Annotated in this window: 11 protein-coding genes and 1 rRNA gene; 7 read left to right on the top strand and 5 right to left on the bottom strand. The window is 41.2% G+C overall.

Going from position 1 to position 13,750, the window contains the following annotated elements; genetic code table 11:
• Entirely contained in the window at nt 1-1,062 is a 1,062-nt protein-coding gene (gene cydB / locus B9T19_RS00060; protein ID WP_094566582.1) for a cytochrome d ubiquinol oxidase subunit II, read from the bottom strand.
• A 10-nt stretch (nt 1,063-1,072) separates the two neighbouring features.
• Nucleotides 1,073-2,431 carry a cytochrome ubiquinol oxidase subunit I gene (locus B9T19_RS00055; RefSeq protein WP_094566581.1) on the bottom strand — a complete coding sequence of 453 codons (1,359 nt, stop codon included), beginning with the start codon at nt 2,429-2,431 and terminating at the stop codon, nt 1,073-1,075.
• A gap of 510 nt (nt 2,432-2,941) precedes the next feature.
• Between B9T19_RS00055 and B9T19_RS00050 the strand changes: the two genes are divergently transcribed.
• The 6 genes from B9T19_RS00050 (at nt 2,942) to B9T19_RS00025 (ending at nt 8,890) form a co-directional block, all read left to right on the top strand.
• Complete coding sequence (locus B9T19_RS00050) at nt 2,942-3,838, top strand: LysR family transcriptional regulator (RefSeq protein ID WP_094566580.1); 897 nt, start codon at nt 2,942-2,944, stop codon at nt 3,836-3,838.
• Nucleotides 3,839-4,057: 219 nt separating this feature from the next.
• Nucleotides 4,058-4,438 carry an iron-sulfur cluster insertion protein ErpA gene (gene erpA, locus B9T19_RS00045; RefSeq protein WP_369828025.1) on the top strand — a complete coding sequence of 127 codons (381 nt, stop codon included), beginning with the start codon at nt 4,058-4,060 and terminating at the stop codon, nt 4,436-4,438.
• A 377-nt stretch (nt 4,439-4,815) separates the two neighbouring features.
• On the top strand, nt 4,816-5,736 hold the full coding sequence (locus tag B9T19_RS00040; RefSeq protein WP_094566578.1) for an SPFH domain-containing protein: 921 nt from the start codon (nt 4,816-4,818) through the stop codon (nt 5,734-5,736).
• Nucleotides 5,733-6,185 (top strand): NfeD family protein, encoded by a 453-nt coding sequence (locus tag B9T19_RS00035; protein WP_094566577.1) that lies wholly within the window; start codon nt 5,733-5,735, stop codon nt 6,183-6,185. Before B9T19_RS00040 ends, B9T19_RS00035 begins: the two co-directional genes overlap by 4 nt.
• A 12-nt stretch (nt 6,186-6,197) precedes the next feature.
• On the top strand, nt 6,198-7,382 hold the full coding sequence (locus B9T19_RS00030) for a DUF2868 domain-containing protein (RefSeq protein WP_094566576.1): 1,185 nt from the start codon (nt 6,198-6,200) through the stop codon (nt 7,380-7,382).
• Between the two features lie 95 nt (nt 7,383-7,477).
• On the top strand, nt 7,478-8,890 hold the full coding sequence (locus B9T19_RS00025; protein ID WP_094566575.1) for a GTPase/DUF3482 domain-containing protein: 1,413 nt from the start codon (nt 7,478-7,480) through the stop codon (nt 8,888-8,890).
• A gap of 85 nt (nt 8,891-8,975) precedes the next feature.
• Here B9T19_RS00025 and B9T19_RS00020 read toward each other — a convergent pair whose 3' ends face one another.
• Nucleotides 8,976-10,871, bottom strand: coding sequence for a bifunctional 2',3'-cyclic-nucleotide 2'-phosphodiesterase/3'-nucleotidase (locus B9T19_RS00020; RefSeq protein WP_094566574.1), 1,896 nt, complete (start codon nt 10,869-10,871; stop codon nt 8,976-8,978).
• 6 nt (nt 10,872-10,877) lie between these two features.
• Entirely contained in the window at nt 10,878-11,966 is a 1,089-nt protein-coding gene (gene prfA, locus B9T19_RS00015; RefSeq protein WP_094566573.1) for a peptide chain release factor 1, read from the bottom strand.
• Between the two features lie 92 nt (nt 11,967-12,058).
• On the opposite strand from prfA, the gene B9T19_RS00010 reads away from it, so the two are divergent.
• Entirely contained in the window at nt 12,059-12,361 is a 303-nt protein-coding gene (locus B9T19_RS00010) for a septum formation initiator family protein (protein ID WP_094566572.1), read from the top strand.
• 1,071 nt (nt 12,362-13,432) lie between these two features.
• Here the strand turns inward: B9T19_RS00010 and rrf are convergent.
• Nucleotides 13,433-13,547: ribosomal RNA gene (rrf, locus tag B9T19_RS00005) — 5S ribosomal RNA — on the bottom strand.
• Nucleotides 13,548-13,750: the final 203 nt, after the last annotated feature.

Raw genomic sequence — 13,750 nt, 5'->3', positions numbered from 1 at the left:
TTAGTAACCCTCTCCTTGCACCTTACCTCTGAAAACATAGTAGATATAACCGGTATAGATCAGCACGAGGGGAATAAAGATCAATGCTCCGACTAGAGAGAAGGTTAGAGTCGACTCTGGTGCCGCGGCCATAAAGATAGTGACCTGAAATGGAACAATATAGGGAAGAAGGAAGCCCACCAACGCGCCAGCACCTAAAACAGCCATTAATAACGAATAGATAAATGGCTGCCAATGCGTATTAGTATTTCGAATTGAACGCATCAAGATAAAGGCAACAATGATCGCTACAAGATAGAGTGCACCAAAGAGATAGACCTTCCAGAGATTTTCCGCCATAAAGAGCTGCTCTTGCCAAATCATTAAGGTCCATACCAAAATAATAGTAGCTAGGAGGAAGAAGATCAGCGCAATCTTACGCGTTAAGCTTCGAATATGCGCCTGTAACGCTCCTTCAGTCTTCTTAATCGCCCAGGTTGAACCTAATAGAGCATAAAAAGCGGTGAGACCCAATCCTGAAACAATCGAAAATGGGGAGAGCCAAGCCCAAATACCTCCCGCCATAACTAGATCTAATGCCCCTTTAGAGATATATCCTTCTGGTGCATTGATCGCATCTGCCGCCGGCATAAAATCAAAACCTTGCACTAAAGCTCCCGCAATCACTCCTTGAAAGAAACCGGCAAAGAGTGACCCTAAAAAGAAGGCATTATTCCAAAAATTACGGCGTTGCTCAGAAACCCGCCCACGAAACTCAAAAGAGACACCTCTAAAGATCAAGGCCATTAAGAGGAGTATCACCGGCAGATAAAACCCGGATAACACCACAGAGTAAGCGATCGGGAAGATTCCAAAAAGTGCGGCGCCTCCCAAAATAAGCCAAGTCTCATTTCCATCCCATACCGGACCGATACTATTCATTAACGTCGTTCGATCATCTTCACTCTTCACGAAGGGATAGAGCATTCCTACCCCTAAGTCAAAGCCATCTAGAACGACATAGATCGCTACACCCAATAGGATAATACCTGTCCAGATGATAACTAACATATTGTAATCCATTATTGACTCCTTACTGCTCAGCTACAGCAACATCAGAACTTTGAGGTCCTCTGCGCAAAATACGGAAAAGGATCGTCACTCCAAATAAGAAGACTACGAGGTAAGCAATCACAAAGAGCGCTAATGACACCGTTAAATCTCCTGCGGTATGTATAAAAGAGTGCCCCTCGGTAACGCGCATAATGTTATAGACCAACCAAGGCTGACGACCAATCTCTGTGACAAACCAACCGGCTAAGACTGAGATTAAACCACTAGGCCCCATCCATAATGCAAAGCGAAGTAACCCTTTCTTCTCGCCCAGAGTCTTCTTATGCCGTTGCCAAACACCCCAAATTCCTAAAATAACCATTAAGAAACCCAATCCTACCATCACGCGGAAAGACCAGAAGACCCAACCGACAGGAGGAATATCCTCTTTAGGAAATGCTTTTAAATTCGCGACTTTCCCATCTAATGAGTGGGTTAGAATAAGACTTGCAGCATAAGGAATTTCAATAGAGAAATAGTTCTTCTGCTCTTCTTGATTAGGAATTGCAAAGAGAATAAAACCCGTTCCCTCCCCTTCAGGCGTTGCATCCCAATGCCCTTCGATCGCTGCTAGTTTTGTTGGCTGGTGATCTCGAACATTCAACCCATGGATATCACCGATAACCACTTGGAAGATAGAGACAAAGAAGAGTGTTACTAACGACATGCTCAACATCTTCTTAACCGCTGCGTTACGATTACCTCGTAAGAGATGCCAAGCGGCTGTTCCCGAAATGATTAACGTTGCCGTCAAAAGCGCAGCAGTTAACATATGCACCATACGGATAGGCAGAGAAGCACTAAAAAGAATCGCGAGCCAATCTTTCACTACAACAGCACCATCAATAATCTCAATCGCACCCGACTCAAGAGATGGCGGTGTCTGCATAAAACTGTTAGAGACTAAGATCCAATAAGCAGAGAATGTAGTTCCTATCGCAACCATTGCTGTTGCAAAAAAGTGCATCTTAGGGCCAACACGATCCCGACCAAACAACATAATCCCCAAGAAGCCCGCTTCTAAGAAGAATGCAGTAATCACTTCATAAATTAATAGAGGTCCTGTTACCGATCCTGAAAACTTAGAAAACTCACTCCAATTTGAACCAAACTGGAAGGCCATCACCACTCCTGAGACAACCCCCATTGCAAATGCAACGGCAAAAAACTTCACCCAAAAATTATAAATATCCATATAGACTGGTTTTTTTGTCTTCAACCAGAGTCCCTCTAGCACAACGAGCCACATTCCTAGCCCAATTGTAATTGCCGGAAAGATAATATGGAATGAGACCGTAAACGCAAATTGGATCCGCGCTAACAAAATTGCACTCATCATATCTACTCCACAAACATGAGAATCTAATCACTTGTAATATTGCAATGACAGTAAAACTACATAACTGCTACATCGTTACTACACTCATCACTCATTACAAACCTATACCTTTTTGCTTCTCCTTAAATTAGGGCAAATAGCATGAGTACAATATTATCAAATCCTATATTTTATAAATAATACCTTTATTGTGATCCTCATATACCTTTTTGTTATAGATATTACTCTCACCTCTTAAAAGGCGCTTAATTGCTCAAGATAAAGAGAACCTTGGGAGAGCAATCGACACAACATGTTGAAAATAGGGTAATATCATAGATAAGGTCTTGATCAATTTCTCTTAAGAGTTACTCAAGAGTATCTACACAATAATGATGAAGATATCTAGGAAAACACCCCAAAAACCAAATAAAAAGCCAAATAGTTAAAAAACAAGTTAAAACCAGATAAAACCAAGAAAATCAATAAAAACAATTAGTTGAAATAATTTGAAATAATTAAGGGAATAATATGGAAAATAGACAACTACACTATTTCGTGATGGTTGCAGAACTTGGCAGTGTAGCGGCGGCTTCAAGATCACTACATATTGCCCAACCTGCCATCACCCGACAGATTAAGAACCTTGAAGAGACCATCGGTGTCACCCTCTTTGAAAGACATGCTAGAGGGATGGTTTTAACATCCGCCGGGAGAAAGTTTTATCAAGATGCGCTCAATATTCTCAATGCTATTGAACGTGCAAAATCACAGGCGGTAAAAGCAGATCGAGGCGATATTGGTTACCTCAAAATTGGGATTACGCCACAACATATCTGGCTCACTGAAGTGCAACAACACTTAAGTGAATTTCGAAAATATAACCCTGAAATTTCCCTGAATGTCTGCACAATGCACTCCCGGAAACAGATTATGGCACTTCGTAATGGGGAGCTAGATGCCGGCTTTATGTTTATCCGGCCACAAGATGATAATGATTTTTTAGGACGATTCCTCTATAAAGAATCGATGCTTCTGGCAGTTAATAAAAACTCACCTTTTGCTGACCATCCGCCCGAAAAGATCGATCAACTACGTTCAGAACCCTTTATCTGGTCACCGGAAAATCAAGCTTTTGACCTCTATAAAATGATTATTGATGAGTTAAGACGCCATGATTTTACACCAAAAATTGATCATGAAGGTTGCGATTACAACTCTATGTTGAGCCTTGTCTCTGCAGGCCGAGGATATACCTTTGTGCCGGCAGTAGCCAAATATCTAAAAGTTTACGATGTTGTCATGCATGAGTTACCGGAGCTTGATGTGACATTTGACCTTGAACTTGTCTGGCGAAGAGATAATGCCAATCCTAGCCTGCCCCACTTTATTAAGAACTACAATCATCAGATGCGAAGACTTACTTGATAAGTAATGGTGTGTAGAGAATAGGGGATGAGAGATGGAAAATGAACGATTCTTATTAATAATACTGATTAATATTGATTAATATTAAGCCTCTCCCCCACCCTCTTTTTTTAAAATATTTCAAGAGTCCTTAGATTTACAAAAAGTTAGGGAAAGCCCCATCTTTTCTTATCCTAAATATCAAAAGTGTTCTCACCTTACCGATCAATCTGCGGTATAATGGAGCAGAAATGTATTGATTTTAAGGAGAAAGGGATGTCGATGATTGAAGATACAGGAATTAACTTCACAGATTCTGCAGCACTTAAGGTAAAGAGCTTAATCGAAGAGGAAGGTGATTCAACACTTAAACTTCGTGTCTATATCCAAGGCGGTGGCTGTTCAGGCTTCCAATATGGATTTGCATTTGCCAATGAAGTAGAAGAGGGTGATGTTGAAGTTGTGAACCAAGATGTAGTGCTCTTAATTGATCCATTAAGTTACCAATATTTAGTGGGCGCTGAGATCGATTATGTCAATGATCTACAAGGTGAGCAATTTGTAATCCGTAACCCCAATGCTACAACAACTTGTGGATGTGGTAACTCATTTAGTGCTTAATGCAGCATGAAAAATCAGTTCATGAAGATTCGTAACTGATCACTATAGATAGCACCTATCTAAAAGTTCGTTAGATAGGTGTTTTTTTATCTATAATAGATCTTGTAGAGATATCGTAGACTTAGTCAAATCCAAAATAAGAACGAGTCTCTACAATGAGATATATTAATGAGATGTTAATAAGATATTAATAAGATAGATATTAACCAGATATTAACTGGATATTAACTGGATATTAATTGGATCTACTTCTCGATCCTTGCTTCACAATACCTATCTTTGATATCTCTTTTTGATATCTGTTTCGACACCTATGACTCGGTATCGATAAGTAATATCGATGATCGATAATAGTTACAACTGCTTAAGAGGTCATTATGACAACTAGTGCAATTTTAGTCTTAATTATTGCGATTATCGCAATTCTCCTCATCTTTTTAGGGGTCAAAATGGTGCCTCAGGGTTATGAATATACGATTGAGCGCTTTGGTCGCTATCGAAAGACTATCACCCCGGGGATCTCCTTTATTATCCCTATTTTTGACCGTATTGGACGAAAGATCAACATGATGGAGAGTGTCACCGATGTCCCTTCACAAGCGGTTATTACCAAAGATAATGCAATGGTGCGGGTCGATGGTGTCGTCTTTTTTCAGATCAATGATGCTGCGCGCGCTGCCTACGCTGTTAACAATTTAGGATCTGCGATCTTAAATCTCACCATGACCAATATCAGAACAGTGATGGGATCAATGGATCTCGATGAATTATTATCAAAACGAGATGAGATTAATGCAAGCCTCTTAGCCGTTGTTGATCACGCAACTGAACCTTGGGGTGTTAAAGTCACCCGAATTGAGATTAAAGATATCGAACCCCCGCGCGATCTTGTCGACTCTATGGCAAAGCAGATGAAGGCTGAGCGAGAAAAACGCGCAGCAATTCTTGAGGCTCAAGGCGTACGAGAAGCAGATATTCTTCGCTCAGAAGGGGAGAAACAATCGGCAATCTTAGCGGCTGAAGGTAAAAAGCAGGCGGCGATCTTAGAAGCAGAAGCTCGTGAGCGCTTAGCGGAAGCGGAAGCAAATGCAACATTGATGGTCTCTCAAGCAATTCGAGAAGGGGATGTGCAAGCCATTAACTACTTCGTTGCGCAAAAATATGTTGAAGCATTTGGTAAGATAGCTGAGAGTAAAAATGATAAGATTATTATGATGCCGATGGAGTCATCCGGCATTGTTGGCTCAATTGCAGGTATTGCGGAGCTCGTTAAATCTGCACAAAAGGAATCTAAATGATTGCGCTCTTTTCAGATATCAATCCCATGATGCTCTGGCTCATTGCCGGGGCACTCCTTATTCTCTTTGAAATTATTCTTCCCGGCGTCTATCTCTTTTGGATCGGTATTGCTGCATTAATGGTCGGTGGGGTCTTAAGTGTTATCGATCTATCGATTATTCTGCAGATTCTTCTCTTCGCTATTTTTGCACTTCTTGCGGTCATTGTCGGTGTTAAAACCTATAAAGGAAAAGAGATTAAGAGTAGTGCCCTCAATCAGACTAGGGGTTCTGAATTTATTGGAAGAAATATCACGCTGCAAGAAGCCGTTATCAATCAACAAGGGCGTGTTGCACTTGGAGATAGCACTTGGGCGATTGAAGGGGAAGATCTCCCTGCCGGCAGTCAAATTAGAATTACAGCTGTGAAAGGGAACACCCTTCTCTATGAAGTTATTCACAGAGCATAAAGAGGAGAAGACGTGCAATACCCAGATCAATTTAAGGATAATCAACGTTTTTCTAAAGGAGCGATTCTCCTCTTCTCCTTACTTATCATCTTTATCACGGCAAGTGGTAGTAATGCGCTTTTAACATCACCTATTCATCCTATTGCACTCATATTGGGAATTCTTCTACCTGCCTATCTGTTTCTTCTTTTTGCCCTTGTAAGACGCCATTCGCTCTTTGCTGAGTTATTACTGCTACTACAGAAAGGATGGCAAAAAATTGAAAAACCGCTTCGAAAAAGTCTCTCAAATAGCTCAGAAAAGATCAATGAACCCGATCCAAAACAGCTACTCTATCTTAGTAAAGTGATTATGCATGGCGCATGGATCTTAATTTTTGCGACACTGCTCATTACACTCTTTTTTCAATTCACCCTCAAGCAGTACTCCTTCAATCTCTTTAGTACTCTCTTTCCTGATCGTAGTGACTTCTACTTTCTAATCATTCAACTCTTGAACTTTCTTCCTGACCTCATTGCCGGAGAATTGATCTCTCCTGCAATTGTCGAACATAGTCTCAATCTACCCCCTACCGCCATCGAGAATGCCGCATGGGCGCGCTGGATCTTAATAATGATTGCTCTCTATGGTTTAATTCCACGTATTATACTCTTCCTTCTCGCCCAAAGAAGCTATAAGAAGTATCTCAAAGATCAACAAAAAAATGAGCATCGTTCGCTTCTATCTGGGGAAGGAAAAGTGATAGATGCCGCAAAAGCAAGACCACAAAGTCTTCGCCCACCGAAGAGCATCCGCTACGGAGAAGGTGAAAAAAGGATTGCCCTCGACTATGTCGGAGAGGTACCTCACTCTAAAGAGAGTGATAAAATCGTGGAGATCATCAATAGCAGAGCTGATTTCCAACAGCTACTCTCTCAACTACAATCGTCGCCTCTTGCATATCTTATTATCTATATCGATACTCAATTGACGCCCGATAGAAGTCTATTACGAAGAATCTATACATTGATGAATTTAGCATTAAGCACCGAGATCATCTTAGTAACCCATCAAAATCCTTCACGAGAAGAGGAGTGGCAACATAAATTGACCCCTAATCTCTATAAAGATGAAAGAATTCTTCTCTACCCTGCGCCGCAGAAGGTAAAAAATAGAGGAGATCAGCCACCTAGAAGTAATAGCGATCCGCTATCATAGCGACTGCATCTATGATATCTATTACATCTAATGCATTGATTTAATACATTGATTTAATACATTAATCGATTAAAAGGAGATTCCGTCGAATAATTATGGGGCTAAAAACATTAAAGATCGCTATCGTAGGTCATACCAATACAGGAAAGACCTCCTTAATTAGAACGATTACTCGAGAGAGAAATTTTGGTGAAGTTCGTGATGAAGCTTCAACTACCATCGATGTCGCCGAGATTAAACGCGCCTCTCAAGAATTAACATTTACCTATGTAGATACTCCCGGCATGGAAGATGCGATGGGTGTCCTCGATCTTCTAGAGGAGCGGTATCCTTCTAATACACGATTAGAGGAGTCAGAAAATCTCCTTAAATTTGCCCAAGATCATGCGGTTGAAGCGCTCTTTGAACAAGAGGTTAAGGTGATTAAGCAACTCTTTGTGGCCGATCTGATCTGTTATGTCGTCGATTGTCGTCTCCCCTTCCTTCCTAAATTTGATGATGAGCTGACACTCATTGAGAAGACCCATAAACCAATTCTCCCCATTCTCAACTTTATTCAAGGAGAACATCTTTCTGCATGGAAACAGCATCTTAAAGCCCACGGCATTCATCATTATCTCGAATTTGATACTATTATGCCGCCACAAAAGAAGCGATTTTATGAGCAGATCGCGATTATGTTTCCTGAATATTATGCGGAAATTATGGCTTATAATGCTCTCGAAGAATTAGCGGATCAACAGCGCTTAGAGCGAGCGATGCAGATTGTGGCAAACTTCTATCTCAATTTGATGACCTTACAACTCAAAGAGAAGCAGAATGCCCCGGCAGAAAAGGTAATGAAAAAACTCAATCAGATGATTGAAAAATTAGAAAAACGTGCCTTTGAAGCACTGCTCTCTCTTTATCAATTTAATCGTGAAGATATCGCCTATTTTCAATTAGCAATTGAAGGATCACAATATAAACAAGATCTCTTCACAAGTGATAATCTCATCGATTTTTCTATGCAGTTTGGTAAAGGCGCAAGTGTAGGCGCGGGCCTCTTTGCCGGCGTTGATGCTTTAGCAGGCTTTACCACTTTAGGAGCAGCAACAGCGACTGGCGCGATATTAGGGGGGCTTGCCGCCTCTTTTAAACATTATGGAAACTCTCTTCTCGATCATCTTAATAACTTAGAGACCTACTGTATCAATGATACGGCAATTGATCTCCTTATCTCGAGAATGCTCTATGTTGTCGGTCTTCTCAATGGCAGAAGTCATGCTGTTCTCCAACCGATCTACCTTCAAGAAATTCAAAAAAGTGATAAGAATAATAAGAGTAAAAAAAGCGATCTACACCAATTGATTGCTGAAGGTCGTTATCTCCGCTCCTACCCACAATATTTTGAAAAAGAAGGACCTATGATCAATAGCAAACGTCAAAAAGTGGTTCTGGAACTGAGTAAAAAATTGAAATCTCTCTATCTTCAAACAATAAAAGAGAAGACTTTCTCAGAGAAATAGAGATAAGCAGAGGAAAAGATCCATCGAAAGAAGCGTAAAAATAGAGACTTATAACGGATCAGAAATAAGATGCGTTAGTCTCGCCCTACCTAAAATCTAACTGGTAGAGTGCAAACTTTTCAGCATCTTCTCCAACTCTCTTAATAGGATATTGTGATGTCTGCGAAATAATAGATTCGGCTAAAGCGCTATTAGCAGACTCTAGCAAAACTATTCGTCCTTCAAGCACGGATTGATCAAGAGACCAATTACAATCAGGATTGATACTCAACATCTGCGCCCCCTTCTCCATAATATAAGAGAGGATTACTTCAGGAATCTCCTTCATCGTGCTACAAACCATATTCCCTTTTCCCGCGCCAGGAAAACGATCCACCAAAGCTCTATAGCTATTAGTTGCTAAATAGAATCGATCCTCTGGCAAAATCTTTCTCCCCCCATGCTCTAGATTAACAATTCGCTCACTCTCCTGATCCATCAACGTCAAATCTGGTGCATAACGAGGAGGAACGGTGGGATCAATCTGATAAGTAACCCCTTTTATAACATCAAAATTATAGGGGCGATATTTTGCCCAATTAATTAAATGTTGCGCCTCCTCCGTGGGGAGTATTTGATGATAGATACTTGCACAACACTCAAGCCACTCTTTTAAATTCTCTCCCGAGATCTCTAAAACAACCAGATAATTGGGATAGACATAGAGATCAGCGATATCCTTGAAAGAGAGCTTTCCAGGAGAGATTTCGGTAAAGTAAGTGGGATCATCTTTTCGACTTCCCACCTTAAAAAGTGGAACTGCGGAAAGAAGTGGAAGCTCTTCTCGATGAGGAAGTTCCGCTAACAGCTTCTCGGCATAATGGCTCTGCGCATCAGCAACGATCTGAATACAATTATCATCTTGTATCAAAGAGAGATAACTATAAAAACCGCTATCGGTATAACCAACGGGAACATTCATCGTTTCACGAATCACCTCATGTGCCACTTCAACACTCTTCCAATAGTGAGGATTAATCGCTCTGCGAGGAGCTAAATAACTATCAATCCCGCGCAACTCACTCTTTCCTGATTCGAGTTGCCAGCCTTCATCGCTCTCAACTAATTCTAGATCGATCACACCTAACCATTTTGCCCATGATCCCGGCATGACAGTTGGTGTACCACAAATAGTCCCCGCATCAACATCAAAACCTAAGGAACTTAATTCACGATAACTTTCAGAAGGAAAACGACGATGCTGATGACCTGTAATTAGAAGATCCACATCCTCAATCTGAGCGATATAGTAGCCACTATTCTCCATCTCCTCCTCAAAAGGACGCTTAGAGAGACCTGTATGGGCTAAAACAACCACTAAATCAGCACCTGCAGCCTTTAAATTTGCAGCTTCTTCTTTAACCGCTTGATAGGCATCTTGAGTCACCAAACGATGATTGGCAACCGCATATTCATCAAGGTGCGTCTTATCCCAAGTTGTAATTTGGGGTGGTACAATTCCGGTAACCCCAATTTTCAACTCAATCTCCGCGCCCCCTTCACTGATAAAACTTCGCGTTAACATGACAGAAGGGGGAAGAAAAGGCACACCATCTATCGTTTCAATATTGGCATTAACATAAGGGAAATTGGCCTGTGACAAAACTTCAAGCAGATAGGGCACGCCAAAATTAAACTCATGATTACCTAATGTTGCCGCATCATAACCGATTGCATTCATCAGCGCATAGGCGGGATGGCCATTCGTGACGGCATAATCACGTAGATAATCAGACATCGGAGATCCCTGTAGCAGATCTCCATTATCAAAGAGCAAGGTATTACCATTCTCACAACGGGCATCATCAATTAGATTCGCCAGACTAATCAGCCCTAAACGATCGACAACCTGATCTTTATAGTAATCAAAGTTTGTATAAAAACCATGAATATCGGTTGTAGCAAGAATGCGTAACTTTAACCTATCACTCACCTTCTTCATAAAATATTATGACTCATCCCCTATCGCAGCTAATAGATCTGCTTGGTTCTCTTGAATTAAGGGTTCAATAATCTGATCAAGATCACCATTAACAATCTCATCGAGCTTATAGAGCGTTAAATTGATCCGATGATCGGTGATCCGTCCTTGAGGATAGTTATAAGTGCGAATACGCTCTGAACGATCTCCTGAACCTACTAAACTACGACGAGTTTCACTCATCTCTTTCTGCTCACGTTCACGTTCAGCCTCTAAAAGTCGGGATCCAAGAAGACTCATCGCCTTCGCCTTATTCTTATGCTGTGAACGCTCATCCTGACACTCAACCACAACGCCGGTTGGCAAATGCGTAATACGAATCGCTGAATCTGTCACGTTAACGTGCTGTCCACCGGCACCTGATGAACGGAATGTATCGATTTTAAGATCTGCAGGATTAATCTCAATCATCTCTGTTTCAGGAATTTCTGGCAAAATAGCCACGGTAGCAGCTGAAGTATGAACTCGACCTTGGGATTCTGTCTCAGGAACTCGTTGAACACGGTGTGCTCCCGATTCAAACTTAAGACGAGAATAAGCACCCTGCCCCTCAATACGAGCAATCACCTCTTTATACCCACCATGCTCACCATGATGTTCGCTGATCAACTCAACACGCCAGCCCCGCTCTTCGGCATAACGCATATACATACGTAAAAGATCGCCCGCAAAAATAGCTGCTTCATCTCCACCTGTTCCGGCACGAACCTCAAGGAAGATATTGCTATCATCATAAGGGTCTGTTGGTAATAATAAGATACTTAATGATTTTTCTAGTCGCTCTTTCTCTGCCTCTAATAAGGGAAGCTCCTCTTTTGCCAACTCCTTCATTTCGCTATCGGAGCCATCAAAGATCTCTTTCACATCTTGCAATGCAGCTTCATTTTGCTTCCACTCATTAAACTCTGCAACAACAGGGTCTAGGTGAGCATATTCTTGTGATAATTCTCTAAACTTATTATTATCACTAATTACATCTGGATCCGATAGAAGATAAGACACCTCTTCTAATCGTTCCGCCAATTCATCTAACTTTATAATTATACTGTCTTTCATAAGTACTTATGCGCTATAATAGTGGATTAAAACATCTATCTGCCATTATCTCAAATCTAGAGGCTTTCGTATACATTGCGAGTTAATCAATTATGAAACTAATGCACCTACTATTTCTTATATTAGTTCTCGTATTAGGGCTACTTATTAAACAGATATGGTTTGATACAGATTCCGGACCGAAACAGATTGAAGAACTGCAAGTAAAACTAGAGGCATTGAAAGAGCAAAATAAGAAGCTCCATCATCAAAATGATCATGCTCGCCAAATTATCAATGGGATCAAGCACAACTACTCTGCAAGAGAGGAGTTAGCCAGAAAGCACTTAGGTCTTATTAAAGAAGATGAAACATTTTTTCATGTTATACCTTCTGAAGATTCAACAAATAAATAATCAATGCTTCCCTATCATTCTATCGATATCCTCGATACTTGTCTGTGGAATACAAAAATTCATCAGTAACAACTAATTTCGAGACCTCATAGATGCCAAGCAGACATTAGTTAAAAGAGTAAAGTAGTCGATTTCCGCCTTTCCAAAAACCTTTTATATTAGAAATATAATAATAAAACAAACAGAGGCTGATGAATTGCCGGTCCTCACTATCACGTTCTTCCAAAAATCACGTGCTGGCAAGAGGCATAGAAGATACCGACTAGCGGGCATACAGTTGTGATAAGAGTGAAATAGTCGGCTCCCGCACTCAATAAATCCTCTTATAAGTTCAAACCCTGAAACAAACAGAGGCTGATGAGTTGCCGGATCTTGCTACTGCATACTTCCAATAATCGCATGCCGGCAAATATCGCTACATTAATAATTAATCATACTGAAAAAAACAGACTGACGAGCTGCCGGTCTTCACTATCACGTTCTTCCAAAAACTGCGTGCCGGCAAGAGGCATTGAAAATGCCGGCCGGCGGACATGCAGTTGTGATAAAAGCGAGATAGTCGGCTCCCGCCACTCAATAAATCCTCTTATAAGTTCAAACACTAAAACAAACAGAAGCTGATGAGTTGCCGGATCTTACTATCACGTTCTTCCAGAAACTGTGTGCCGGCAAGAGGCATTGAAAAGGCCGACCGGCGGGCATACGGTTGTAATAAGAGTGAGATAGTCGGCTCCCGCCACTCAATAAATCCTCTTATGAGTTCAAACCCTAAAACAAACAGAGGCTGATGAATTGCCGGTCCTCACTATCGCGTTCTTCCAAAAACTGCGTGCCGGCAAGGGACATCGAAGATGCCGATCGGCGGGCATGCACTGGTTAAAAGAATGAAATAGTGGGTTCCCGCAGCTCCAGGAGCTTTCTTAAGGAGAAAATATCCTGGATTGTTGGTAGCAACTCATCATCCTGCTTTCCATTCATTCTATTGATTAGAGAGAAATTACTTAAAAATTACTTAAAAAATCCAGACAAAGAAAAAGCTCCTAGCTAATTAGCTAGGAGCTCTTAATGAAGCCCTGGGGTTGACCTACTCTCACATGGGATCTCCCACACTACCATCGGCGCTGCTACGTTTCACTTCTGAGTTCGGGATGGGATCAGGTGGTTCCATAGCGCTATTTTCCCCAGGAAAACTGGTTGTGCTTGAAGTGTTTGCACTCCACTCACGAATAAGTTTGATTAGTTGGTTAGTAACAGCAATGTCAGATTGAATTGCTTAAGTTGTTGTATTCGCGTCAACTTTGGAAACGATCATGTCTCGTATCAAAATTGTCTAAGACCTATTATATGGTCAAGCCTCACGGTCAATTAGTATTGGTAAGCTCAATGCAT

This window comes from Ignatzschineria sp. F8392 (assembly GCF_002252045.1).
Lineage (GTDB): Bacteria > Pseudomonadota > Gammaproteobacteria > Cardiobacteriales > Wohlfahrtiimonadaceae > Ignatzschineria.
Note: the sequence above shows the minus strand (reverse complement) of the source record. Positions and strands in the feature narration are given on the sequence as shown.

What these genes read in the sequence shown, in the direction of transcription:
- cydB (WP_094566582.1), bottom strand. Translation starts at nt 1,062, where the DNA reads ATGGATTACAATATGTTAGTTATCATCTGGACAGGTATTATCCTATTG.
- B9T19_RS00055 (WP_094566581.1), bottom strand. Translation starts at nt 2,431, where the DNA reads ATGATGAGTGCAATTTTGTTAGCGCGGATCCAATTTGCGTTTACGGTC.
- B9T19_RS00050 (WP_094566580.1), top strand. Translation starts at nt 2,942, where the DNA reads ATGGAAAATAGACAACTACACTATTTCGTGATGGTTGCAGAACTTGGC.
- erpA (WP_369828025.1), top strand. Translation starts at nt 4,058, where the DNA reads ATGGAGCAGAAATGTATTGATTTTAAGGAGAAAGGGATGTCGATGATT.
- B9T19_RS00040 (WP_094566578.1), top strand. Translation starts at nt 4,816, where the DNA reads ATGACAACTAGTGCAATTTTAGTCTTAATTATTGCGATTATCGCAATT.
- B9T19_RS00035 (WP_094566577.1), top strand. Translation starts at nt 5,733, where the DNA reads ATGATTGCGCTCTTTTCAGATATCAATCCCATGATGCTCTGGCTCATT.
- B9T19_RS00025 (WP_094566575.1), top strand. Translation starts at nt 7,478, where the DNA reads ATGGGGCTAAAAACATTAAAGATCGCTATCGTAGGTCATACCAATACA.
- B9T19_RS00020 (WP_094566574.1), bottom strand. Translation starts at nt 10,871, where the DNA reads ATGAAGAAGGTGAGTGATAGGTTAAAGTTACGCATTCTTGCTACAACC.
- prfA (WP_094566573.1), bottom strand. Translation starts at nt 11,966, where the DNA reads ATGAAAGACAGTATAATTATAAAGTTAGATGAATTGGCGGAACGATTA.
- B9T19_RS00010 (WP_094566572.1), top strand. Translation starts at nt 12,059, where the DNA reads ATGAAACTAATGCACCTACTATTTCTTATATTAGTTCTCGTATTAGGG.